This window comes from Paenarthrobacter sp. GQ52 (assembly GCF_059759005.1).
The window spans coordinates 557,480-581,232 of record NZ_JCAXEJ010000001.1 but is presented as its reverse complement, the minus strand read 5'-3'; the positions used below and the strand labels follow the sequence as shown (position 1 = coordinate 581,232).

Here is a 23,753-nt window from a genome sequence, read left to right as displayed (position 1 = left end):
TCATGTGCCGGTTACTCGTCCAGGCAGGCGATGGAATCCGGCCCGCCGGGTGAGGCACTGCCGTCAGCCCGGACAATAATTGCCTGCACGCAGATGGGCGGGTCAGCCAGCGCGCCGAGGAACGCCTTTCCAGTGGACGTGGTCTCATAGACGCCTTCGGACTTTGCCGACTTGACCCGCCATTTGAACGTGTCGCCCGGCAACGGGTCCGGGTTTGTCCAGGAGAAGACAACGATATTCCGGTCCTTGGTGTCCCGCGCCGCGGACATTCCCGCAACCTCCGGAACACTGCCGTCGCTCAAAGCGTCGGCTGGCGGTTTGCTTGACGTTTCCGTAGGTGCAACCTTGGGCTGCGCCTGAGCGCCCAACACCACCCCCACCACAATGGCCACTACCAGCACTGCCGCGCCAGTGGCGGCAAACCACAGGTTGCGCTTGCTGTGATCTGCCGGCGGAGCATCCTCCTTCGTGACCGGCGACGCACCGGAGGGGGCGTTGGAGCGGCTAACCGTTGCGCCAAGATCTTCCTGGGGACGCGAAGGCTGCCAGCCACGCAGCACTGTGGACTCTGCCGTGTCAGGCTCGGCCGGAGCGTTTTGGCTGCCGGGGGCTGTGTACGATCCCGGTGCAGTGTACGAACCCGGCGCCGTGTATCCCGATGCCGGAGCGTGAAACTGCGGTGGGGCCGAAGCCCCGGTGTGGGACGGGACCGTTTGCGGAGGGTTGGCGGACTGGGCCGGTTGTTGTGTCGGCGTCTGGGTGACGTTAGGAACCGTGGACGGGAAGGTTCGCGCCGGGAAAGTGGGCGCTGAGCCTGTGGTGGCGGTTCCTGAGGAGTCGGGATCGATCGAAGCGATGCTCCGGACCCGGGTTTCCTCGAAGTTGTCGTCCGGGTGCTGGTCGTCCCCGTGCCCGGGTTCTTCCAGAACCTCAAATGGCGTCACAGACAGGTTCAGTTCAGCCTGGATCCGCTGCAGTGCCAGCGCGAAAGCGTGCGCCGAGGAATAACGGGATTCCGGTGACTTGGCCATGGACGTGGCGAGAACGAGTTCCAGGGACTCCGGAACGTCGGCACGGCCCAGCCTGGGCAGTGGTGAGTTCGTGATGCGGGAGATCAGTTCCCGCTGCGAGTTGTCCTGTCCCGGGAGGACAAAGGGTGAACGACCCGCCAGCAGCGTGTACAGCGTTGCACCCAGGGCCCAAATGTCCACAGGAACACCATCAACGGCACCTCCGCGGAACTGCTCCGGCGGAGACCACGGGATGGACATGCCGGCGTCGTCCTCGGTGTCAGCGCCGATCGTACCGGAGATACCAAAGTCAGTCAGGGCAGGCCGGTTGTAATCGGTGACGAGGATGTTGGCAGGCTTGATGTCCCGGTGCACAATTCCGGCCCGGTGAGCGGTCTCGACGGCGGAAGCCACCTGGATGCCGACGGCCAGGACCTCATCCACGCTGAAGCGCTGGCGACGATAACGGACGTCGAGGCTTGGCCTGGAGCAGTACTCCATGGCGAGGTACGAGTGTCCGTTCTCGGTGATCTCGGCTTCGAAGATCGTCACAATGTAAGGGTGCGACGACAACTGCGCCATGAGGTTCGCTTCGGACTCGAAACGGCGCCGGGCCCCTTCGGTCTTCAAATCGGACAACAGCACCTTGACCGCTACTTTTCGGCGCGGTCGATCCTGCTCATAAAGGTAGACATCCGAGAAGCCACCGGAGCCGAGCAGGCTGATGTACTTGAAACCCGGGATGGGTGGAGGCGGCGCGGGGGGCCTCTTGGAACTCAAAGAATCTCCTCGAAACGCAATGAAATGTTGTCGCCCAGCTCGGCGATGTCGCCGTCCAGCAGGATGGCCATTTCGTTTTGGGCAAGCCGGCGGGGTGCCTGGCCTTCCCGGATGAGCACAGTGCCGTTGGTTGCCTTCAGGTCGCACAACATGACGTGCCAACCCTCAAGCCGGACCTCCACATGGGAGCGGGAAATATCCCCACCAGGGCTGTCCACTTGGACCAGACGCGGCATGGTGCCGCCTTGCACACGGGATACCGACGGTTGGCGGCCGATGATGAGCGACTGGTCAAGATCAATCAACTCACCCGTAGACAACCGCATCCGGCCCAGCCTGGGACGTGGGACGTGGATGGCGTCGCCGGAAACGGCAACACCGCACACCGAACACTGCGGGTACGTTGGTGGGTTGGCGTGGCCTTGGGAGCACATCCGTGCCAAAACGCTCGGCCCGTTGACGGCTGACGCCTCCGCGCGTCCAACAACAGCCTTTGCGCCGGACTCTTCGGCGGGAAGGCTACTTTTCATGATGGTCTGTCCGTCATGGTCAGAGTCCTCGTCCGCGGCCATGGCCGCCGGAGCCGACGACCAAGCGGCCGGCACTTGGGCCGCAGGATCGGCTACGGGCTTGGACGGAACTGACTGCTGCTCACTGCCCGGTTCAGGGGCCGAGGAACCGCTGCGCAGCCAGGGAACGGAGTCAATCAGGCCGCTTGGTGCTTCGGCGGACGGGGTTGGAGACAGGTTCACCGGCGCCGGCGACATCTGGTCCATAGCTGGTGGTGCGTCCGGTGTAGCGGACGCAGGCGAGTCATGGTCGTCAGACCCTTCGTCCGTGCGGACTGCTGCGTCCTCGATGTTGCGCATCACCGTCTTGTCCCACAGGTGGTCATAGTTTGTGGTGTTTTCCAGCGACGGAAGGTTTGGATCAGTGGTACTCGTGTGGACGGGCACCTCGGATGCTTCCGTATCTGCCTCGCTGGCTGGTTCCAGCTCCGCATCCACGGGAGAAACCGACTGCGCCGGTGCAGCATCCCCGGCCTGCTCAGGCGCTTCCCCGGCCACCCGATTCGCCGGCGCCACCGCTTCCTCAGGAACAGGTAACGCGGCGACCTCATTCTCCTCTACGGACGCCTGCGCTTCGGCAACAGCCGGTTCCCGGGCAATGAAGGGCTCGCTTGCGGAGGGCTCGCTTGCGGAAGGCTCGATGCTGGAAGGTTCGCTGGCGGGGATCACATGACCCGGTGCGATCGTCAGGCCCAGGTCCGCTTCCGCGTAGCCAATCATGGTTTCATCGGATACGGCTGCGGGCCGGACCTCAGGTTCACTGTCAGCGGGGGCGGCAGCCCGGGCCGAGGCCTCGAGCGAGGCCAGGAGCACCACACCCTCTCCCAGCGGAAGACTGTTCAGGGGCGAGCCATTCAGCGGCAGGCCTCCACCCGACGTCGGAATTCCGGCAGACGGGGCAGGTTTGTTCCCTATCCGGACGCTGTAAGAGCCGGCGTCTGCAAGTCGCCGTTCAGTCCAGGTGGTGACGTCACGCCCCGTGAGGTGTTCCTCGCCGCCGGCCATCTGCACAACGAGTTCGAGATCCCCCCGGAGGAACACACGAAGGGCGTCCTTTGAGTCGATGATTCCGAAAGGCGGGATGCGGCTGAGGGAAACTCCAAAGGCATCCGTCACCTCATGAAGTACTTCGTGGGCCTCGGGTGCGGACGCCAGCAACTCCCAAACGGTGTCGATCAGTGCGTGCGGTGTGTCAGGGCCCAGAAGCACCACGGTTCCGTTCCGCACTACGCCGAACCAGTCACCCTGCTGATATCTGCTCAGCGAAAGGTGGTTACTGCTTGCCATCGGCGCCTTCCTCCTGCCCATCCCCTGCGATCTCGTCGGTGCCATTCACCCAGGCCCTGGGAAGAGTATCTTCTTCAACCTCGGACGCAACCTCGGGACGCGGCGCAGTGGTGGCGATGCCGGCGTCGTTCAGGACGTTCTTGGCGTCCACGACGATGACGGTGACGTTGTCCCTGCCACCGCTTCTCAGGGCTGCCTGGATCAGTGCGTCCACGGCATCCTGCGGATGGGCAACGGTGCTAAGGATGCGGAACATGTGGTCATCGCCCAGCTCCCCGTTGAGACCGTCCGAGCAGATCATGATCCGGTCACCTTCCTGGATGGGAAGCAACCAGAAATCGGCCTCGGTTTCGTCGCCGGTACCCAGGGCGCGGGTAACAACGTGGCGGCGCGGGTGGACGGTAGCCTGCTCCGCTGTGATATCCCCGGAATCCACCAGTTCCTGCACCTCGGAGTGGTCAACGCTTACTTGTGCAAACTCCCCTTGGCTGAGGCGGTAAGTCCTGGAATCGCCGATGTTCATGACCAGCCAGTAGGGCAGGCCCATCTGCTCCACCACCACGACGCCGGACAGCGTAGTCCCGGCGCGCGCTCCCGTTGCGTTGCGGATGGCAGCGTCGGCCTTCAGCAAGCATAACTGAAGGTCGGCCGCTGAAGCGGTGCGCACGCCGGCCGACAATTCAGGGGCGCTGCCCAAAGCCCTGACGCACATGCCGCTGGCGATCTCGCCCGCCTCATGCCCGCCCATGCCGTCGGCAACGGCGAAGACGGGGTCTGACGCAATGAACGAGTCTTCGTTCAGTTCGCGGCGAAGCCCGCGGTCCGTTCCGTACCCGTAGCTGAGCCGAAAAGAGGATCCGCCTGCGGCGGGACCCGCTTCGGCGTTGGCGGGTGTGGCCGGCTGTGAATTCATGCTTGTCCTAGGTGGAAGGAACGGTCCCCAAAGTGAACGGTGGAACCGGGACGGACAAAGCTCGCTTCGCCCGGGTGGAGCCTGGTCTGGATGCCGTCAGGGGTGGTGACAGCACTGCCATTGGTGGAGTTACGGTCCGTGACCCAGACGCCGTCGCCATCAACGCGCAGGTGCAGATGCGTTTTGGAGATGGACCGACCGGGGTCTGACACGGGCAGCAGTTGTTCCACGGTTTCCCCGGGCTGGGGCGCCGGGTTCCGGCCGAGGAGGACAGACCCGCCCAACTGGACGTCCTGGCCGTCATCGATCCGAATCCGCAGGACGGCCTGGGCACGGGCTGCCCCGGGGCGCATCTGGGTGCGCTCCACGTCGTCGTCCGGATGGGCGGCGGCCGCGGGTAACTGCTGTGGTGCGACCACGGCGGGGCTCGATGACGCTGGTGCGATCGGTGCTGCTGGTGTGTGCGCTGCTGGTGTGCGGGGTGCCGGCGTGAAGGGCGCTGTGGGTGGGCGCCACTGGTTCGGATCATGCGAAGGCTGGCCAGCCGGTGCCGCAGGAGTGGCCTGCGCCGGAGCCGGCAGTGGATTCGCGCTCGGACGCGCGCCCTGTGAGGGCCCGGAAGGGACCGGGGAGGCGACGGGCTGAACCGGAGGGAGGTCCATCGGGGCGAAACTGTAGGGACCTTGGATGCCACCCGTGGTCACCGGATTGCGACCGGCGTTCACATCGAACACCAAGGACTTTGCCACTTTGTCCTGCCAGCCACGCAGCTTGCCATTGGTGTCCCAGGCGTTGGATACGACTACAAGGAAAGCCCAAACTACACCGAGGAACATCAGCGGCAGGGCGATCCACAACACCAGTCCGATCTGTCCAAGCGCCGACAAGATGACGGCAACAATGGACCCCAGCAGCAAGAGGCCGCCAGTGAGGATCCCTCGAACAAAAACAACACCAGCGCCTGGCGCATAGCCATCAGAATCCGCACTGCGGATGCCCATGAGCTGGTTGCCGATGGTATTTCCTGACTTCGCCTCCAGACCGAGAAGGACAAAGGTGTACACCACGGTCACGCCTAAACCGATGCTCCCCAGGAGAACCAACAGGCCAGTGTCATAGACAATGAAGCCGTTCCGGCGGGTCTGCGTGATGCCGGCGATTCCCAGAGCGAACGTGGTGGCAAGCACGGCAAAGGGTCCCAGCCAGTCCAGCACAGCTGCACCCAGGCGTTTCCCGGCAGAGGCGGGCGCCAATTCGAGCTTGGTGATCATTGTGGTCCCTCCCCCTGGCCCAGGCATACCGTCCGGCATGGTTTTTCCTCCGTGCTGCATCGGCGACGCCGGAGCCGACACTACCGAGATACTACCGGGATCGGAGAAGCCGTGCCGGTTGGCGAACTCCAACGCCGCCTTCTGGGCATGGTTGATGTTGCCTTCCTTGCGGGCACCACGGTTATTCAGGGGTGAACCGCACTGCGTGCAGAACGTCGCGCCCGGGCGAACCGGATGCCGGCAAGCCGGACAAAGTTCTGTCTCATTGCTCATCAGTGGTGTCCTTCTTGAACGGCAACGTGAAACGGCGCTTCGCAGGATCGGTGGTGCCCTGTTGACGGCGACGAAGGGCCGCGCGGCCATCGGACAGCAACGAGCGCGGCGAGAACCGTGCCTGCTGCCGTTTCCAGAAGCCGACGCTTCCCGTGATGTCCGTCAACGATGTGTCAACGATCTCCCAGTACTCCTTGACCTGGTCCTCACTGGGCTGGCCCGCGCCGAACACAGCGGCGTCCGCCCGGTGGGCAAGCAGGGTGGTGGTAGTTCCTGTAGTGGGGAACGCGTCAGCAATGACCGAGGCCGACTCGCGCCTGGTGGACTTGGTGTCAATCGAGGCACCCATATCGGTGACCAGGCTCAGCACTTCGTTCCATCCGGCGCCAACCCTCTGGGCCGGGTGGCCATCACGGAAACGGGCCTTCCGGCGTCGTGATTTCAGCAGGAGAATCAGCAGCAGCGGCAAGGCGAGTATCCCCAACGGAATCAGTGCCACGCCAATAGCCGCGAGCAGCGGACCCCAGAAAAGCCACGGGTTGTTTTTCTTCTCGTCTGCATCCAGGGCATCCGGGGTGGAATCCGGCGGCAGGTCAGCGGGCTCCTGCGGCGGGGGCGGCGGCTGCAGTACCTGCGGCTTGGGTTTGGACTTGTTTTCCGGGTCCGGCGGGATGGGCACGTTGTCCTTGGGCGGGGTGGGATCAAAGGCAACCCATCCCACGCGGTCAAACGCCACCTCAACCCAGGCGTGGACGTCCTTACCCGTGATCTTGATATCCCCGGCGCCATTCTCAGGGCTCTTGGGGTCAGGATAGAACCCCATGACCACGCGGGAAGGAATACCAAGGTGGCGGAGCATGAGGGACATGGACACGGCGTATTGCTCGTCGTCCCCCAGCATCTGCTTGGCCGAGAGCATGTTGCGGACGCGCGCAGCACTGTGGCCGGGAAGGCTCGGGAGCTGCCCTTCGGCCACCAGGCCGTTGCTGAAAGCACCGCTCTTCTGGAAATGTGCCTCAATCTGCCGGACACGGTCAATGGCAGTCGGTGCATCCGCGGAAATCTGGTTCGCCTGGGAAGCCACGATCGGTGGCACTTCCTCCGCTTCCGGCAGCGTGAGCTTCGCGAAGTCGTACTGCGTGAGCTGGCCGTGCTCCAGCGTCCCGGGGTCCGAGACCTGCACGGTGTAGTTCTCGCCCTTGGACAGGCCCTTGGTGGTCACGGCCGTGTCTGTGCCGGCGTTGAAGTAGAGCCCGGAAGCGGCCCCCGAAGTGTCCGCGAAACTCATACCCGTGGTGTGCCGGCCACCAGGCACAAAGTAGCCTTGGTAATCCTCTACGGTGATGTCCAGTGTGTAGTTGGTGCCCTCCACCGGGCTCCCGGAATCGGCCAGGGTGTTCAAAGACCGGGCATCGCCCACCTTGCTGAAGTTACCGGAGCTGTTGGGATCCATGGTGTAGTTCAGGCCGTTGAAGGCGTCCAGTGCAGCCAGCCGTACCCGGGCATCCTTGGGCAGTCCCTTGACCGTAAACAGCGTGCTGTCCTTCTCATCCTTGACGAAGCTGCGGAAGCTCGCCAGCGGCGTGATGTAGTCCCGAGGGTCGAACGGCGGAACGATCGTGTTGCGGAGCACCTTTCGGTCATCGCTCGCGGTTACCAACGGCGAGGCGATGGCGGTGACGCCCACCGCAACAACGATCACGGCTGCAGCAGTCCCCAGGCGGCGGAGCTGGCCGCGGCGGGCTGTGGCGGCGTCGGAACCCGGCCTATTGGCCGAAACGGCCTTGGTGCTGTTCCGCCGGAGCACATCACGGCGGAACGTCGCCCACACGATGGACACAATGGTCAGCGAGACGCCGCGCTCCACATTGAGGAAGCCCGCGCTGGTACTGAAAGCGATGCCCGTGACAAAGAGGACCAGCACCGGCAGCAACGGCCAGTACGGGCTCTTCAAACGCCAGGTCAGCAGACCAGCGGCCAGAGCGGTCACCAGTGAACTGAGGAACGGCACAATGAGCATGCCATTCGCTGTGCCCACAGGAACGCCAACGGTGAGCATGTCCTTCCAGGCAAACACGATGCCCAGCAGGAGCGTACGCAAGGAGTCGAGGCTGGGCAGGAATCCGAAGACAGCCGAATCCGGCACGGCCAATGCCGAGCCAAACACCATGTAAGCGCCGAAGGTCACGGCAGCCGTGATGAGCAGTCCCAAGTGGAAGCGCACGTTGAGGACAGCGATGCCCAGCCCCAGCAGCACACCACCCAGACCTGCGATGAGGTAGTGGGCGTCTCCCCCGAAGCTTAGGGTGAAACCGAGGACGCCAAGGAACAGCAGCACCAGGAGCGCCCCACAGTCGACGGCGAAATGCCAGGCTGGCCTGCCGTCGTCGAATATTGATCCGGTGCCGCGGGCGGCGGACCGGGTTGCCTTGGCTGCGCGGGGACGCACCCTGAGATGAGGAGCGGTGCTCATGCTGCCGCCTTTCGAAGAACTATGGCGAGATCGTCCAGGTCGCCGACCGTGAGGACCGTCAGGTCCGCGATGTTGGCCCTCGACGGCGCCGCTCCGGGTTGGACACGGACCGCCAGGCTCCGCACACCCGGGGGAACGGACGACGCCGCGGAGCGCAGTTGCGTGGCTGTCACGTGGCTGCCCACTACGAAGAACACCACGGAGGCGTTGGGGACGGTGTCCGAAAGGGTGCGGGCGAGGTCGACGGCGGTCTTCCGCATGGGTGCCCCGACAATGCGGGTCATGTCGTCCAGCAGGTTCCGGCCGGTTTCGCAGCGGAGCGGCCCCTTCTGGGTCAGGACGTCCAACTCACGCTGCTCGCGGATGGCCTGCCTGCCAATGGAAGCGGCCACAGAGATGGCCATCTCGAACTCGGGCCCGGAGTCATACTCGTCCGTGTTGATGGAGAGCGAGATGGCCAGGTGTGCGCGCCGGGTCTCCTCAAACTGGCGAACCATGAGCTTATTGGTGCGGGCCGTGGTCTTCCAGTGGATGTGCCGCCGATCGTCCCCGGGAACGTAATCGCGCAAAGCATGGAAGGAGACATCCGCGCTGGACAACTCCGTGGTGGGCATGCCCTCAAGGTCGCGAATGAAACCTGCGGCCGAGCTCCCCAGCGATACGGTCCGGGGGTGCACGAACAGGTCCACCGGGTCGGTCCACATCACGCGGCGCCGCAGCAGGTGGAGTGGGTCGGCGCGAACAGAGCGGACCGGACCCACGACAATCACTGCACGCCGGGCCGTAGGGATGGTAAAGAGATCCTCGTGCACCTGTGCCGGCTTCATGCGGGGCAAATGGAAAACGGCCGTGTTGGAACCCACGGGCAGCTCCAACGCTGCAGGCAGCAACGGCCTCGTGGACACGTTGGACACGGCAATGCTGCCCACAGCGTCGTCCCCCACAGCCACCCGTGTGCGGGCGAGGTCCAGAACCACGCCGTAGGCCGAGCGGCCCACGATGAAGCCGATGGCAAGGAGGAACAGCAGGAACGCCACCATGGCAGCTGACTTGGCTTCCTGCCAACCCCACGCCTGTCCCGCCCACCAGAGCCCGATGGAGGCAGCCAACACTACCCAGCCGAGCAGGCTCACTACCGCGAGGACGGGCCACACGTACTTCAGCCAGACAGCCCTGACCTTGTTCCACCCTGGCGCAAGGAAGTCGCCTGCGGTTCCGGCTGCTTCCGACCATACGGCTGCCGGGTGGAGCTTGCTGGTTTTGCCGCGTTGGCTTGACCGGCCGGGGCGCTTGCCCGGCTCGTGGCCAGGGCCGCGCAGGGAACGCATCTTGCCGCCAAGAGCGGACGTAGCGCGTTTCAACGAGTCAGCAGCCCTGTTCAGGGGTGTGCTGGAGGACATGTCTGGGCCTTTGTTCGAGCTGGGTGCGGTGGGGAGTAGTGTTTAGGCGCTCGCGCGTTGCTGCGGGGCCGCGACGTCAGCGAGGACGCGGTTGAGCACCACCTCGGGTGTTGCGCCGGAGAATTCGGCTTCGGGGTCCATTACCAAACGGTGCGTCCACACCACTGGGGCGAGCTCCTTGATGTCATCCGGCAGAACGAAGTTGCGGCTCTGGCTGGCGGCCCACACCTTCGCAGCGCGGACCATGGCCAAAGCGCCACGAACAGAAACACCAAGCCGCGTTTCAGAGGCATTGCGGGTCTCTTCGCAGAGGCGGGAAATGTACTCGAGCACCGCGGTGTCCACGTGGGTGGTGGCTGCCAGGTCTGCCATGTCCGCTACGGCCTGAGTGGTGATCAACGCGCTGAGGTCCTTCGAACGGTCCTTCAGGTTGGCCCCGCCCAGCAGCCGGACGGTGGAAGCGTGATCCGGGTAGCCGATGGAGGTTTTAATCAGGAAGCGGTCGAGCTGGGCCTCGGGCAGGCGGTATGTGCCGGCCTGTTCGATGGGGTTCTGGGTTGCCAGGACCATGAACGGGCGGCCGGCCTCGTATGTAGTACCGTCCACGGTTACGCGGGATTCCTCCATGACTTCCAACAACGCGGACTGCGTCTTAGGAGAAGCACGGTTGATCTCGTCAGCCAGGACGATGTTGTTGAACACCGGGCCCTTGTGGAATTCGAACTTCTGTGTCTTTTGGTCGTAGATGGTCACACCCGTCACGTCAGACGGCAGGAGGTCAGGCGTGAACTGGATGCGGTTATGCGAACCCTGGACCGTCGCGGCCAAGGCACGGGCGAGGGAGGTCTTACCCGTACCCGGCGCGTCTTCAAACAGGACGTGGCCTTCGGCCATCATCGCCGTGAACGTCAGCCGGATGACGTGTTCCTTGCCCAACACGGCCTTGCCCACGTTGGCAACGAGCTTCTCGAACGTTTCTGCAAACCACGCGGCCTGCTCGTTTGTCATGGTCATCGGTTGATCCTGTTCCTTGGGTAGGTGTGCGAATGGAGTTGTTGAACGGCCTGTCGGAGCATCAGCAGCCACCGGGCTCATTGCCAAAGCGGTCCACCGTGATGGCCTTGACGAACCATCCGGGGTGGCTTCCCTCCGTGACTCGATACCACTTGGTGCTCCCGCCGTAAATGTTCTTTGTGCAGTCGATCTTGAGGCGTCCTTCAGAGCGGGAGACCCAGCCAACTCCACATGTCGGCCCGCTTGGGTTGTAGGTATCCGGCTGGTTCGGTTTACCCGGGCATGTGTTGTTGTGCGCCTGAATCGTTGTGGACGGAGGCGGTGGGGGCGGCGGTGGCGTGGGGTCGTCGCCACTTGTCGCGTTGACTTGGCCGCTATGTGCGCCAGCCACTACTGTGAAGGCCCGGACGTTGAGCTTCCTTGTCTTGTCCCACCCGCCACCTGCGGCGTCGAAGCTTGTTGCCTTGCCCACGCTGGTCCAGCCGCCGCCGTCGAGATTGACCTCGTAGTGGTCCAGGGCGCGGCCATTCATGTTCGGTGGATTCCAGTTCCAGTGCACCTGGCCGTCGCCCTTGGCGGACTTTCCGCCCGAGACATTCGGCGCATTTGGGGGCGCATAGGGGTTACCTGTGCCGATCGCCTTCGCATCGCCGGCCATGCCGTTCTTCACCGACGTGGCGATGATATTGACCACCACGTCGGTTCCATTAGGCTGCCCACCGATGATTCCGCCTCCGCGGGCAATCTGCCCGGAACCATGAGCGGTCTGCCAGCGGTAAGTGATCTCATTGTCCTGTGAGCCGTTCCGCTCGGCTGCAGTAAGCGGCGTGAAGGCAACCTCGAGCCGACCAGAGTCGCCGGTCGCTTTTACGGATCCACTCCCCACCATCCCGGGCTTGCCTGCAGCCCGGATTGGGGCCGACTGTTGGCTGACACCACTGACGCCGGCCTTGTTTGTGGCTGACACCGTGAATGAGTAGTCCGCTTCGGAGTTCGCCACGGTGACGTTCTGCGAGGTGGCCCCCACAGATTGGGTAGCTACGACGGCGCCGCCCATGTACGTGGTCAACGTGTAGGCGGACACCGCGTCACCGTTGTTATTCGGCGCCGCCCAGCTAACCTGCAACTGGCTCTGCGTACCCACGGAACCGGCGCCCGCAACTGAAGGAGCCGCAGGGGTCGCCGGCACTCCCGCAGGAGTTTCGGCTGCGGAGTAGGTACTCCATTCCGAGGGTTCCTTGGCATCATTCCTGGCCAGGACCCGGACCTTGTAGGCCACGCCATTGGTCAGACCGGTCCAAACATGGCTGTTGGCCGTGAGGTTCTGGATCTGAGGGTTCTGGCCGGCAGGCGCAGGCGAGATCTCAAGGTCGTAGGACTTGATGGGCGAGCCCTTGCTTGCGGGAGGAACCCACGCCACGGACAGCTGCTTGTCGCCGAACTTCAGCGTGGGTGCAATCGGGGTGTCGGGCTTGACGTCCGGACGGACCTCGGCCGACACCGGAGACCGCTCGGATTCATCGATCGCATTCGTGGCAGTGACTGCAAAGTGGTACTTCACATTGTTGGTCAATCCGGTCAACGTACAGGTATTCGCGGGGCAGTCCTGCTTAAAGCCGTTCTCGCCGTAAACCGTGTACTTGGTGATCGGCGAGCCGCGATCAGCCGGCGCGTTCCATGTGAGCAGGGCGGTTTGGTCGCCCACGGACTGTGCAAGCGGCGTGGTTGGTGCTGCCGGCTTGTCCTTGACGGTCAAACGGATGCGGGCAGTGGCGTACCGGGAGATCTCGCCGGTCTTATCCTCCACCGTGTATGCAACCACCATGGTTCCGGTGAATCCGCTTGCGGGTGTGACGGTCACGCTGTCCCCGCCGGCTTCAGCCGTTCCCTGGCCCGTTTCGGTGACGGCTGAAGCGATTTTCAGTGGTGTCTCCGGGAATGGGTTGGAATCATTTGCCAACACGTTGACCGTCACAGGCTTCCCGGATTGCGCCTCGGGTTCAGCGTCGTCGTTTGCCACCGGTTTTGGCCGGTTGGAGGCCGACAGGGACAGCTTGTACGTTGCGACAGCTTCGAGCCCGCGGCGGTCTTTTGCTTTCACCTGGACGGTGCCCGACTGCCCAATCTGCACGGAATCATCCGTGGAGACCTTGAGTGTCTTGCCCTCCACGTTCACCTTGAAGCCGCCCTGGGCTGCGCCCACCAGCTCGTAGCTCATGTTTTGCACGTCATCCTGGTCCGGATCCGACGTCAGCTTCTCCAGGTCGAGGCTTGCGGAATCGCCCTTGGGAACTTCCACGTCGCTGCCCAGCAGAACCGGCGGGTTGTTCTTATTGGGGTCGGGCAGCACTTTGGTTCGGATGCTGAGCGTCGACTTCAGACCGTTGGGATCGTCCGGACCTGTTCCATCAGTGACTTCGAAACTGATGGAACCGGGGCCGACGTACTCTGCACCTGCCGTGTATTTCAGGGCAGTGCCACCGTTGGCCACGGGGTCGCTGCCGTCGGCACCGATGAGCTTGATGCGGTCAGTCTGGGTCAGGCGGGGTGAGCGTCCTTCACGGACCTTGACCCATTCCGCGAGGTTTACCGTGACGGACTGGCCTGAGACGAGTTCCACTACCTCGTCCTTGGCGAGCGTGGGAACCTGCTGGCCAATACCGGGAACCCAAATGATGGCCGTGGACTTCTGTCCGTCCACGTCCTCCACGGTGTAGGGCACCAGTTGCGGCTGCTCGGTGAGGTCAACAATGACGTTGCCTTCGGGACCGGGACGCGCGGTTTCCAAACCGGTAGCGACCTTGAGGTTCTCCCCCACCCCGTCCGGATCTTCGTCGTTCTTCAGGACAGGAACATCCACGGCCGTTTTGCCGAGCGTTTGTGCCGAGGTCACGCGGTCATCGCGGGCAATCGGCGCCTGCAACGGCAGGTCGTTCTGGACTACCACCCGGATACTGGCCTGTCCTACGGCATCGCGGTCGTCGGCAACGGAATAACGAACGTTGACGGTGCCCTCCGCAGCGGGAGCGGTTACCAGTATCCGGCCACTGGTCTGGCTGACCTTGGCGTCGAGGCCTGCGTCAGCTTCGATGCTGTCCGTCAGGATACGGATGATGTCACCATCGGGATCGGTATCGTTGGCGGTCGCGTCCACAGCGATCTGGCGGCCTGGACGGACCTTGACTTCGTCATCTACGGGAGCTGGTTTCTGGTTGTCCTCGCCACGTGGCGCGACGCCCACCGTCACCGTTCCGGTGTTGACCGCACCTTGGCGGTCGATCACCTTGTACCGGAACGTGTCGGTACCGGCGCCGTCACCGGCGGCGACGAAATCAATGAAGCTGCTGCCCGCCGTCGCGGTTCCCATGGTGGGTGTGCTGTCGATGCCGGTGAGCTGTACCGAGTCGCCGTCGGGGTCTATGCCGTCCAGCGGAACCGGGATCCGGACGCTGCCGCCCGCCACAACGCGTGCCGTCAGGTTTTGCGGCTGCGGACGCGAATTCTGGGTACCCTCCAGCGGAAGGACGTGGATGGTGACTGCCGCGGCGCTCTTCTGCCCTTGCGGATCCACCGCGTTGTAAATGGCCCGCACGGTTTTGGGCGTGGGTCCGGCAATAAAACGCAGGGTCTTCTCGGAGATGAACGCTTTGCCGTCCTCTTCCGGGATGCTCTGCGCCAGCACCGGATCCACGGACAGTTCCTCACCCTGCGGGTGGGTGTCGTTGTCCAGGACCGGAATGGTCACGACGTCGTTCACGCGGACGTTGACTTCGTCGGGTTTTGGCTGGGGAGCCTCGACGACGGCGGGAGCCGGCACCGGGACGACGCCCACTGTGCCGGTGGCAGACGCGCGGCCGTTCGACATCGTGTAGCTGAAGACGAACGGTTCCTTGGCTCCGAGAACGTCGGTAACGCGAAGGACGCTGTGGTCGATCACGCTCACGGATGCCGAGGAGCTGTCGGGGACGGTGACGGATTGGAGAACCAACACGCCGCCCGAAGGATCGGAGTCGTTGGCCAGCGGATCAACCAGCACGCTGCCACCCACCGGGAGCAGTGCGACGTCGTGGACTGCGACGGGAGCTCCGGCATCCTTGCCGGACTCGACGTCCACACGGATCAGCCCTTGGCTGCTCTGGGGGCCATTGCTGGCGATGTAGGTCAAGTAGATCGGGCCAGGGGTGGTGCTCCGGAACGTGAACGTGCCGCCGTCGGTTACGGGGCCGAGCTCAGCGGGGCCCGCGGCCTCAACATGAGCAACACGTAGGGCGCCGCCGTTGGGGTCCACATCGTTCTTCAACGGCGCGATGACCAGGTCCTGGCCCACCACTGCGGTGACGTGGTCAGCGTTGACCACGGGCGCGAGGGCACCCGGCGGCTGCACGTTGACCACGATGCGGCCGGTGGTGGTGGCCCGGCCGTCCCACACTGTGATGGTGACGTTCTTCTTGCCCGGTGCTGCGCCGGAATCCTGGTACGTCAGGAGACCGTCGCGGCGTACCTTCACCTGGTCCTGGTCGTTGTCAGACTTTGCATCCAGCAGGACTAGGTCATCGCCGTCGGGGTCCATCCAGTCGGTCAGGATGTTCTGGCTGACGGACTTGCCCTGTTCCACCAGCATGGTGGTGGGCTCGCCTCGCTTGAAGGACGGGGGTTTGTTCTCTTCCGGAGCCACTACCCGAAGTGTGACCTTGCCGCCGGCGGACAGGTCGCGGCCATCGGCGGCGTTGTAGTCGAAGACTTCAGTGCCCGGTTTCGCATCTGCCGGGACCTTGATCTGGAAGGCGGATCCTCCGTAGATGTTTTCCAGGGCACCCATCTTGGGGCCGTTGGCGCCTACCGACGCGGTGAGGACATCGCCGTCGGGATCTGAATCGTTGTCCAGCACGCTCAGGATGGAAGTCCGGCCCGGTCGGACACCGAACTCGTCCGGTTTGGTCTCGGGCGGACGGTTGGGCTTGGTGCGGTCCGGGAGGACGTTGATGGTGTTGTTGTCCGCGGACTCCTGGTCCTGGTCGTCAGACTGGTTTTTGGGCGGGACAACGTCGTCCCAGTTGTTCACCAGCTGCATGTTCTGGTTGACCAGCCACACGCTGCCCGAGTTCACGTCGTTGAGGACAACCAGGTCCCTGTTCAAGCGGAAAACATAGCTTGGGGAGGCACTGGCTTTGGGAACGTCGTTTTTCTTGTCGTCGGCGTCGTTGTCGCAGTCGCGGACGTACTTGTTGGCGCCGGACCACGCTGAGTGGACACACTTGCTGACCTGAACCGGAGCTGCGGGGACGCCTTCACCGTCAGCATTCACGGTTGCGGCTGTGGACCCGTCCAAGGGCTGCTTCAGCAGGGCCTTTCGTGTGGCAATGGCGACGTAGCTGCTGTCTTCACTGCTCTGCTGGAGCTTGGCTTCGCGGGCATCCTGAAGTTGCAGCTTGCGGCCGCCAGGCAGGAAGAGGTTGCCGGAAGCGGCGTCAAGGACCACGGGCTTATCGCCCACCACGGCCAGTTGAAGGTCGCCGGCGCCCTTGAGCTCGTCCACCTTGCTGACCTGTGAGTCAGTGCGTTCCCCGTTGGGGTCCACCGTGGTGACTATGATTTCGCCCTTACCCGGGTCCGCTGTGTAGATCCGGTTGTCGGATCCCACGGCGGAGACCATGCCCGGGGAACCTGTCAGTACGGGTTCAGTTCCTTCTTCGTCGAAGCCGTTGACGGTGGAGGGAGACAGTGCCCACACTTTCCCCCGGGCCGGGTCGGTCACAGAGAGAACGGTGGAGCCATAGCTGACTTGCGACGACGACGGCAACTGCTTATCGCCACCCAGCTTCAGGTTTGCTGCCGATACCTGGTTGATGGTTGAGCCGGATTCGTCGTCCACGAAGACGTTGCCATCATGCTGCAGCACATCAAAGGTAGTGGTAGCGGGGGTGACGGCACCATCCAGCACGCGGGACGGATAGTTCAACCGGCCCACAGCGTTCTTGGTTTTGCTCACGACCCACACGCCGCCGTCATTCAAGTCCACCTCGGTGGTCTTGAACCCCGGGTACAGAATCGCCCCGGTGATCAGCAAAGCGCCCGCCGCGGTAGCGGCAGTTCCCGCTATGAATTTCGTGTTTTGACGCTTTTTCAGCCCCAGCTTGCCGAAGAAAGTTGTCACAGCCCCAGAATTCCCTTTGTGTTCAGCCGCCCCCCAGTGGCTTCCAAGCCAACCGGCAGATGCCGGCGGCCGTACATTTCGCAGTACCCCCATGCGGCGGCGGAAATTTCAGTCCCTAAGACTATCCCACGCGCCCCACGGCCGGCCAAGGAAACCCGAGACCGGGCTATCCATTGGCTTTGACAGCGTACTGTCTCCCTGGCCCGGGGCGCGATGGGGACAACTGCCCGGTGCCCCGGCACCGATTGAGTCAGCATTGCGGAATCTGATGGGGTCCGGGGTCTCCCAAGGTGGTGTTGCCTTGGGCGATGAAACGGCCAGCATTAGCGCCGCTGGTCAGGCGGTACCACGCCGCATAGTTCAAGTACGGGGTGCTGCGGTTGATGTAACAGTTAACCGTGAATGTGCCATTGGACTCGTACTGCCATGGGGCTCCATAGACCACGCCATCGCAGCGGTGCCCCGGAGTGTTGGGGTCCCAGGACGTCTGACCGGATGGCGCGGTGTCCGTGCACGTACGGAAGCTGCCGGATGGCAAGGTCGCATCCCAGGAGGTCTTCTGCGGCCCGCTCTGAGCACTTGCGGTAGCCACGCCTCCGCCTTGGCCTATGGAGTTGAACGTCTGGACCTCAATGGTGCGGGTCTGGTTGTAGCCACCGGTGTTGACTACCCGGCTGCCCGACGCGGATTCGTTGATCCACCCGGTATCCGTTCCACCGCCGGTGATCCTGATCTTGGTCACGGCTACGTCGTTGCTGCCCGTGGACGGGGAGGACCAGTTCAGCGTCAGTGTGGTCTGGTTCTGGCCACCATTGGCACCGGAAGCGGACGGCGTTCCGGGCGAACCATACGGTGTGGTTGTTGCCGGTGCGCTGGCATTGGAACTTGGCGCCACGGAGGAAACGGCCGTGACCGTGATGGAGGTAGCCTGCCCATTGGCGAAACCACCCACCGTTTGCCCGGGCGTGATGGGACCGGACTGGCCGGTACTCGCCAGGTAGCGGTAGCTGACCTCACTCTGCGTGGATCCGTTTCGTTGCTTGTCGTCAAGGACCGCAAAGTTGATGGTGACTGCCCGGCCCGCTCCCCCGGTATTTGCCGGTGTCGCTGTGACGTTGTTAACGGTGCCGAGCTTGCCTGTGGCACGGCGAGGGGCTGAGGCGGCACTGACGCCACCCTTCCCGGCCTTGTTCTCAGCTTGCACTGTGAACGTGTAGCCGGCTTCGGCGTTCTGGGCGGTAAAGGTGGCTGACCGGACGTTTCCCGGGATTGTTTGGGTCTGGGGCACGCCGTTTCCACCGCTCATGGTGACGTAGTACGTCTTGATGGGATCACCATTGATATCGGGTTCGGCCCAATCCGCGCGGATCTGGTTACTTGTTCCCACGGACTCCACCACAGCGGTGGTGGGGGCAGCCGGGGCCGCCGGAAGGCCAGCGGGGTTGTCCTCAAGGGAGTACATGCCCCAATCCGACGGACCGAGCTCGTTGACGGCCTGGGCACGAACCTTGTACTTCACGCCATTGCTGAGCCCGGGCCATGTGTAGCTCAGGCCGGTGACCTCGTTCTTGACGGCTATGCCGTTGGCCGGAGGCGGCGAGATCTCCAGGTTGTAATGCTTCACAGGAGAGCCCTCGGTCTTCGCAGGGGTCCACGTAATAGCCATGTTCTTGTCCCCGGCTTTGACCGTGGGGGCGTCCGGCGGCGACGGTTTCTCATCCGGGCGGATCTCATTGGACGCGATCGATGCTGGCGAGTCCCCCACCTCATTGGTGGCGAATACCGTGAACACGTACTTCACGTTGTTGGTCAGTCCCGAGAGCGTGCAGGTAGTGGTGGGACACACCTGCTCAAAGCCGGCCGCCTTCACCGTGTACTTGGTGATGGCTGCGCCATTGTCCGACGGCGGTGCCCACTTGAGCACCGCGGTGCGGCTGCGGACGTCGGTTGCTACGGGCGCCGACGGAGCGTCGGGCTTGTCCCGGACTGTGATCCGGACACGCCCCACGGCCTGCCTGGATGGGTCCTTGGTCTTGTCCAGCACGGTGTACCGCACCACCATGACGCCTTTGAAGCTGTCAGCAGGAGTAACTGTGACCGAATCGCCCGAGACCGTCGGTTGACCAGCCGCAGAGCCTGTTTCCACGGCGGCGCTCTCGATGGTCAGCGGTGAATCGTTGAAGGGGTTGAAGTCGTTAGCCAACACGTTAACGGTCTCGGAGCGTCCGGCGTTGGCTTTCTCAACAGCGTCGTCGTTGGCTGCAGGACGCGGCCTGTTGGACGAGACAACCGTGGCCGTCACCGTGGCACGAACAGCGTCAGAGCGGCCGTCCGTGACCTTTAGCGGGAAGGTGCCCACCACGCCCGGATTAGCAGAAAGGTCGGGGGTGACTTTGAGGACGGTTCCCTCCACCTTGGTTTGGAAGCCCGCGGGTTGCTGTCCGTCGAGCTCAAACTTGAGGTTTCCCTGATCCCGCTCGTCCACATCCTTCGCGAGGTTTGCCAGTTCCAAGTCCGTGGTTTCCCCCTTGGGTGCCTCGATCGAAGCGCCGCTGAAAGTGGGGATGTGGTTCGCGTTGGGGTCCGGGATCACCTTGGTGATGATGGTCAACGTGGACTTCAGCCCCTCCGAGTCGTCCGGGCCCGATCCGTCAGTCACCTCGAAGGTGATGGACCCCGGGCCAACGTAGTCCGTCTGTGCCGCATACCGCAGAGCATTTCCGTCGCCCGAAATAACGTTGTTGGGATCGGCTCCCTGTACACGGATCTTGTCCGCCACCGTAAGCCGGGGTTGGCGCCCGTCCCGCACGCGGACGTATTCCTCGAGCGAAAGCGTAATTTCCTTGCCGGACATGACCTCAACGGGCTCGGTCTTGGCAAGCGTTGGATACTGCAGGCCTTGTCCGGGGACCCACATCACTGCTGTTGCTGACTGCCCATCCATGTCCGTCACGGTGTACGGAATCAGCTGGTCCTGGGGAGTAAGAGTCACCACAACGTTGCCGGCGGTCCCTACCCTGGCGTTCGGGGTCGCATCCGGCAACGTGATGGTCAGGTCTTCCGCAACGCCGTCCGGATCAGAGTCATTTTTCAGTACCGGGACGTCCACGGCGGTCTTGCCCAGCGTCTCAGCCAGGGTGATGCGATCGTCTACCGCAATCGGAACGTGGAGGGCCGCCGTCGGGCTTGTTTGAACCCTGACAACAGCGCTTGCTTCAGCCTTTTTGTCGTCCTGGATCCGGTAGCTGATGCTCTCGTTTCCGGCAACGCCGGGCGCCGTCAACAGGATCTTGCCGGTGGCAGCCTCAACCTGCAGTTCCGGATTGGCTTCGAAGGAATTCACCAGGCCAAGGGGATCGCCGTCGGGATCCGAGTCGTTTTTCAACGCATCTACTGCAATCCGACGACCTGGCCGGACGTCAATTGCATCGTCCACGGCAATCGGCTTCTGATTGTTCGCTTCTGCCGGTGCGATGCCCACAATCACGGTGCCGGTGTTTTCGGCTCCGATTCGGTCCCGAACGCGATAGCTGAACGTGTCAGTCCCGGCAGAATTGGCGGCAGCAGTGAACTCCATGTATCCATCCCGCACCACGGCTGTGCCAAGTGCGGGCGCTTTGTCGACGCCAATGAGCTGCACCGAGTCGCCGTCGGCATCGATGCCGTCCAACGGTACGGGGATCTTGACGGTCATGCCCGCCACCACACGTGCGGTCAGGTTTCGCGGCTCGGGGCGGGTGTTCGTGGCGTCGTCCCTGGCGCGGATACGGATAGTGACTTGCTGCGAATCGGTCTGGCCCGACGCGTTGCTGACCTTGTAAATGGCATAGACGGTCTTGGGAACCTCGCCTGCGATGAAGCGCAGGGAATTGCCAGCGATGAAAGTCCTGCCGTCCGCGGCGTCGGGCTGTTGCGCCAGTGCGGGATCAAGGGTGAGCTCTCCGCCGTTGGGGTCCGAATCGTTCTCCAAGACCGGGATGGTCACAACGTCGCCGACGCGTACCGATACTTCGTCGGGCTTGGCCTGTGGGGCCTGCAGCTTGCTCGGTGCCGGCACCACCTGCACCGAGATGTCTCCCGTGGCCGACGCTTTGCCGTTCGAAATCGTGTACTTCAAGGACAATTGTCCGGTCGCATGGATGTCGGTGACCTTGACCACTGAATGGTCCAGAACCGCTACCGTGACCGGCAGGCCGTCCTCCGCAGTGACCGACTGGACAACCAGCACGCCGCCGGCCGGATCCGAATCATTGCCCAGCACGTCCACCACAGTGCTGCCGCCGCTGGGCAGAAGCGCGATGTCGCGGACCGCAACGGGAGCGCCGTCGTTATTTCCGGACACTACATCCACGCGCACAAGCTGCTGCGCACTCGCGGGGCCGTTGGTGACCATATAGGTGACGTAGTGAGGGCCGACAGTCGTGGAGTTAAAGGTAAACGTCTGCTGGTCCGGACCGATGACAGCCGTGGCTTGTTCGTCCGGCTGGGCCTGGGCCAGCCTCAGAGTGCCGCCTTGTGGATCAGTATCGTTTTTGAGTGGGGCGATCACCGTGTCCTGGCCTGCCACCGCCACCACGTGATCGGCGTTGGCGATGGGCGGCAGGGCACCAGGGGCACGAACGTCCACACTGATGCGCCCCTCAGTGCTCAGTGCGCCATCCGAAACCGTCACGGAAATGGTCTTCTTGCCCGGCCCTGCCCCGGAGTCCTGGAACGTCAGTAACCCGTCCGGCCGGATGCGTACTTGGTCGGCGGGATCGCTGCTGCTGGCAGCAACCGCGAAGATGTCATCGCCGTCGGGATCTATCCAGTCACTGAGGATGTACTGGTTGGCGATCTTCCCGGATTGCACCACCAAGGCGTTGTTCCTGTTGGGCTTCTGCTGGGGTGCGTTGTTCTCACCGGACGGCACGATCCGGAGGTCAACGTTCGCTGCGCCGGTTCCGCCACGGCCATCGTCCACGGAGTACTTGAAAGTCTCGGCCCCGGATTGCTCCGCAGGGACGGAGATCTGGAAACCCGTCCCGCCGTAGACAGGCGCCAACGCGCCGGACTTCACGGCTTGGTCAGCGGAGACCGTCAGGACATCGCCGTCGGTATCGGCGTCGTTGTCCAAAACCGGCAGGAGGGTCGTCTTCCCGGCGCGCACGCCAAAGGCGTCCGGCTTGGCCACAGGCGGGGTGTTGGGTTTGCTGCGGTCCGGCAGGACCGTCTGCTGGACTTCATCCGCGGAGTCCTTGTCGGCGTCGTCCGATGTCTGCTGGGGCGGGATAACGTCGTCCCAGTTGTTGACCAACTGCATGTTCTGGTTGACCATCCAGACGTTGCCGGAATTGACGTCGTTCAGAACCACAAGGTCGCGGTTTACGCGGAAAACGTACGACGGCGACGCACTCGCCTTGGGAACGTCGGCGCGGCGGTTGTCAGCCTCGTTGCTGCATTCGCGAATGTACTTGTTGGCACCGGACCATGCTCCGTAAGTGCAGGTGCCCAGCTGGACGGGCGCCGCGGGAACGCCTTCGCCGTTGGGCCGGACGGTTTTGGCTGTACCCCCATCCAACGGCTGAAGCAGAAGGGCCTTGGTGGTGGCGATGGCCACGAAATCCGCGGCGGGTCCGCTTTGTTGGAGCTTCGCGTCCCGGGCGTCATCCAGGTGAACAGTTGCGCCACCCGGGAGAACGATGTTTCCGGTAACTTCATTGAGCACAACGGCCTTGTCACCCACGGCGGTGAGCTGCAGGTCTCCGGCGCCCTTGAGGGCATCATCCTTGCGGACCTGCGAATCCACTGACCTGCCGTTGGCGTCCACTTTGGTTGCGGTCACGCTGCCGGACTCCGGATCCACAGTGTGAATGGTGTCGTCTGCGCCCACCACCGAAACAATTCCGGGCGATTGCTCGAACAGTGGCTCTGACTCGTCGCTGAAGCCGCCCACTGATCCGGGCGACAGTGCCCAGACCTTGCCTTTTGAGGGGTCGGTAACTGCCAGCACTTTGTGGCCGAAACTTACATCTGCGGAGCCGGGCAGTTTCTGGTCTCCGCCCAGTCGCATATTTGCGGCGCTGACCGGGTTGATGGTGGCACCTTCAGGGTCATCAATGAAGATGTCGCCGGCCTGCTGGAGGATGTCGAAATCCTTGCTTGCCGGTGTCACTGCACCGTCCAGGGACTTGGAAGGGTAGTTGAGCCGGCCGGCGGCATTCTTGGACTTGCTGACCACCCAGACGCCGCCATCATTGAGGTCCACCTCAGTGGTCTTGAACCCCGGGTAGAGGATCGCGCCGGTCACCAGGACTGCGGCAGCAAGGGAAAAAGCGGTTGCCGCTATGACCTTCCGACGGCGGTTCTTGGCACGGCGGTTCCCGGACCCGTCAGGCAGAGCCATCCACATTCCCCCACAAATTAGGCAGCCCGAGGCAGCCGACACCGAAACCGCACGGCCATCCACGACACAAACAACGCTAAGACTACCGGGTTAATCCATCGTTTTGCTAAGTCGTGACGCAGTTCTCAGCAACCGCAGATATTTCCAACGCTCTCTCATATAACAGCCCTTAAGCCCGATCGCTATCTCACTTTCGTCAAGAAAGTGAGAGAGCGAACGGCTGA

General features: G+C 63.3%; 9 protein-coding genes. All 9 read right to left on the bottom strand.

Annotated elements, in window-relative coordinates; all coding sequences use genetic code 11:
* Positions 1 to 11: 11 nt before the first annotated feature.
* Positions 12 to 1,790: a serine/threonine-protein kinase gene (locus tag AC6CH8_RS02530; protein ID WP_498188536.1), complete on the bottom strand. Its 1,779-nt coding sequence runs from the start codon at positions 1,788 to 1,790 to the stop codon at positions 12 to 14.
* Complete coding sequence (locus AC6CH8_RS02525; protein ID WP_498188535.1) at positions 1,787 to 3,646, bottom strand: FHA domain-containing protein; 1,860 nt, start codon at positions 3,644 to 3,646, stop codon at positions 1,787 to 1,789. The genes AC6CH8_RS02530 and AC6CH8_RS02525 overlap by 4 nt, the downstream gene beginning before the upstream one ends.
* Positions 3,633 to 4,559, bottom strand: coding sequence for a PP2C family protein-serine/threonine phosphatase (locus AC6CH8_RS02520; RefSeq protein ID WP_498188534.1), 927 nt, complete (start codon positions 4,557 to 4,559; stop codon positions 3,633 to 3,635). Before AC6CH8_RS02520 ends, AC6CH8_RS02525 begins: the two co-directional genes overlap by 14 nt.
* Positions 4,556 to 6,103 carry an RDD family protein gene (locus tag AC6CH8_RS02515; protein ID WP_498188533.1) on the bottom strand — a complete coding sequence of 516 codons (1,548 nt, stop codon included), beginning with the start codon at positions 6,101 to 6,103 and terminating at the stop codon, positions 4,556 to 4,558. Before AC6CH8_RS02515 ends, AC6CH8_RS02520 begins: the two co-directional genes overlap by 4 nt.
* A complete protein-coding gene (locus AC6CH8_RS02510; RefSeq protein ID WP_498188532.1) occupies positions 6,093 to 8,576 on the bottom strand; it encodes a transglutaminase TgpA family protein in 2,484 nt (827 codons plus the stop codon). The genes AC6CH8_RS02515 and AC6CH8_RS02510 overlap by 11 nt, the downstream gene beginning before the upstream one ends.
* Positions 8,573 to 9,976 (bottom strand): DUF58 domain-containing protein, encoded by a 1,404-nt coding sequence (locus tag AC6CH8_RS02505; RefSeq protein WP_498188531.1) that lies wholly within the window; start codon positions 9,974 to 9,976, stop codon positions 8,573 to 8,575. The genes AC6CH8_RS02510 and AC6CH8_RS02505 overlap by 4 nt, the downstream gene beginning before the upstream one ends.
* Positions 9,977 to 10,018: 42 nt before the next feature.
* The gene (locus tag AC6CH8_RS02500) at positions 10,019 to 10,990 is read right to left on the bottom strand and encodes an AAA family ATPase (protein ID WP_091466258.1); all 972 of its coding nucleotides are present in this window, start codon (positions 10,988 to 10,990) and stop codon (positions 10,019 to 10,021) included.
* Positions 10,991 to 11,051: 61 nt separating this feature from the next.
* The gene (locus AC6CH8_RS02495) at positions 11,052 to 17,144 is read right to left on the bottom strand and encodes an Ig-like domain-containing protein (protein ID WP_498188530.1); all 6,093 of its coding nucleotides are present in this window, start codon (positions 17,142 to 17,144) and stop codon (positions 11,052 to 11,054) included.
* A gap of 250 nt (positions 17,145 to 17,394) precedes the next feature.
* Positions 17,395 to 23,529, bottom strand: a complete 6,135-nt coding sequence (locus AC6CH8_RS02490; protein ID WP_498188529.1) for an Ig-like domain-containing protein — start codon at positions 23,527 to 23,529, stop codon at positions 17,395 to 17,397.
* Positions 23,530 to 23,753: the final 224 nt, after the last annotated feature.

Coding starts and splice junctions, on each gene's coding strand:
- AC6CH8_RS02525 (WP_498188535.1), bottom strand. CDS start 3,646: ATGGCAAGCAGTAACCACCTTTCGCTGAGCAGATATCAGCAGGGTGAC.
- AC6CH8_RS02520 (WP_498188534.1), bottom strand. CDS start 4,559: ATGAATTCACAGCCGGCCACACCCGCCAACGCCGAAGCGGGTCCCGCC.
- AC6CH8_RS02515 (WP_498188533.1), bottom strand. CDS start 6,103: ATGAGCAATGAGACAGAACTTTGTCCGGCTTGCCGGCATCCGGTTCGC.
- AC6CH8_RS02510 (WP_498188532.1), bottom strand. CDS start 8,576: ATGAGCACCGCTCCTCATCTCAGGGTGCGTCCCCGCGCAGCCAAGGCA.
- AC6CH8_RS02505 (WP_498188531.1), bottom strand. CDS start 9,976: ATGTCCTCCAGCACACCCCTGAACAGGGCTGCTGACTCGTTGAAACGC.
- AC6CH8_RS02500 (WP_091466258.1), bottom strand. CDS start 10,990: ATGACCATGACAAACGAGCAGGCCGCGTGGTTTGCAGAAACGTTCGAG.
- AC6CH8_RS02490 (WP_498188529.1), bottom strand. CDS start 23,529: ATGGCTCTGCCTGACGGGTCCGGGAACCGCCGTGCCAAGAACCGCCGT.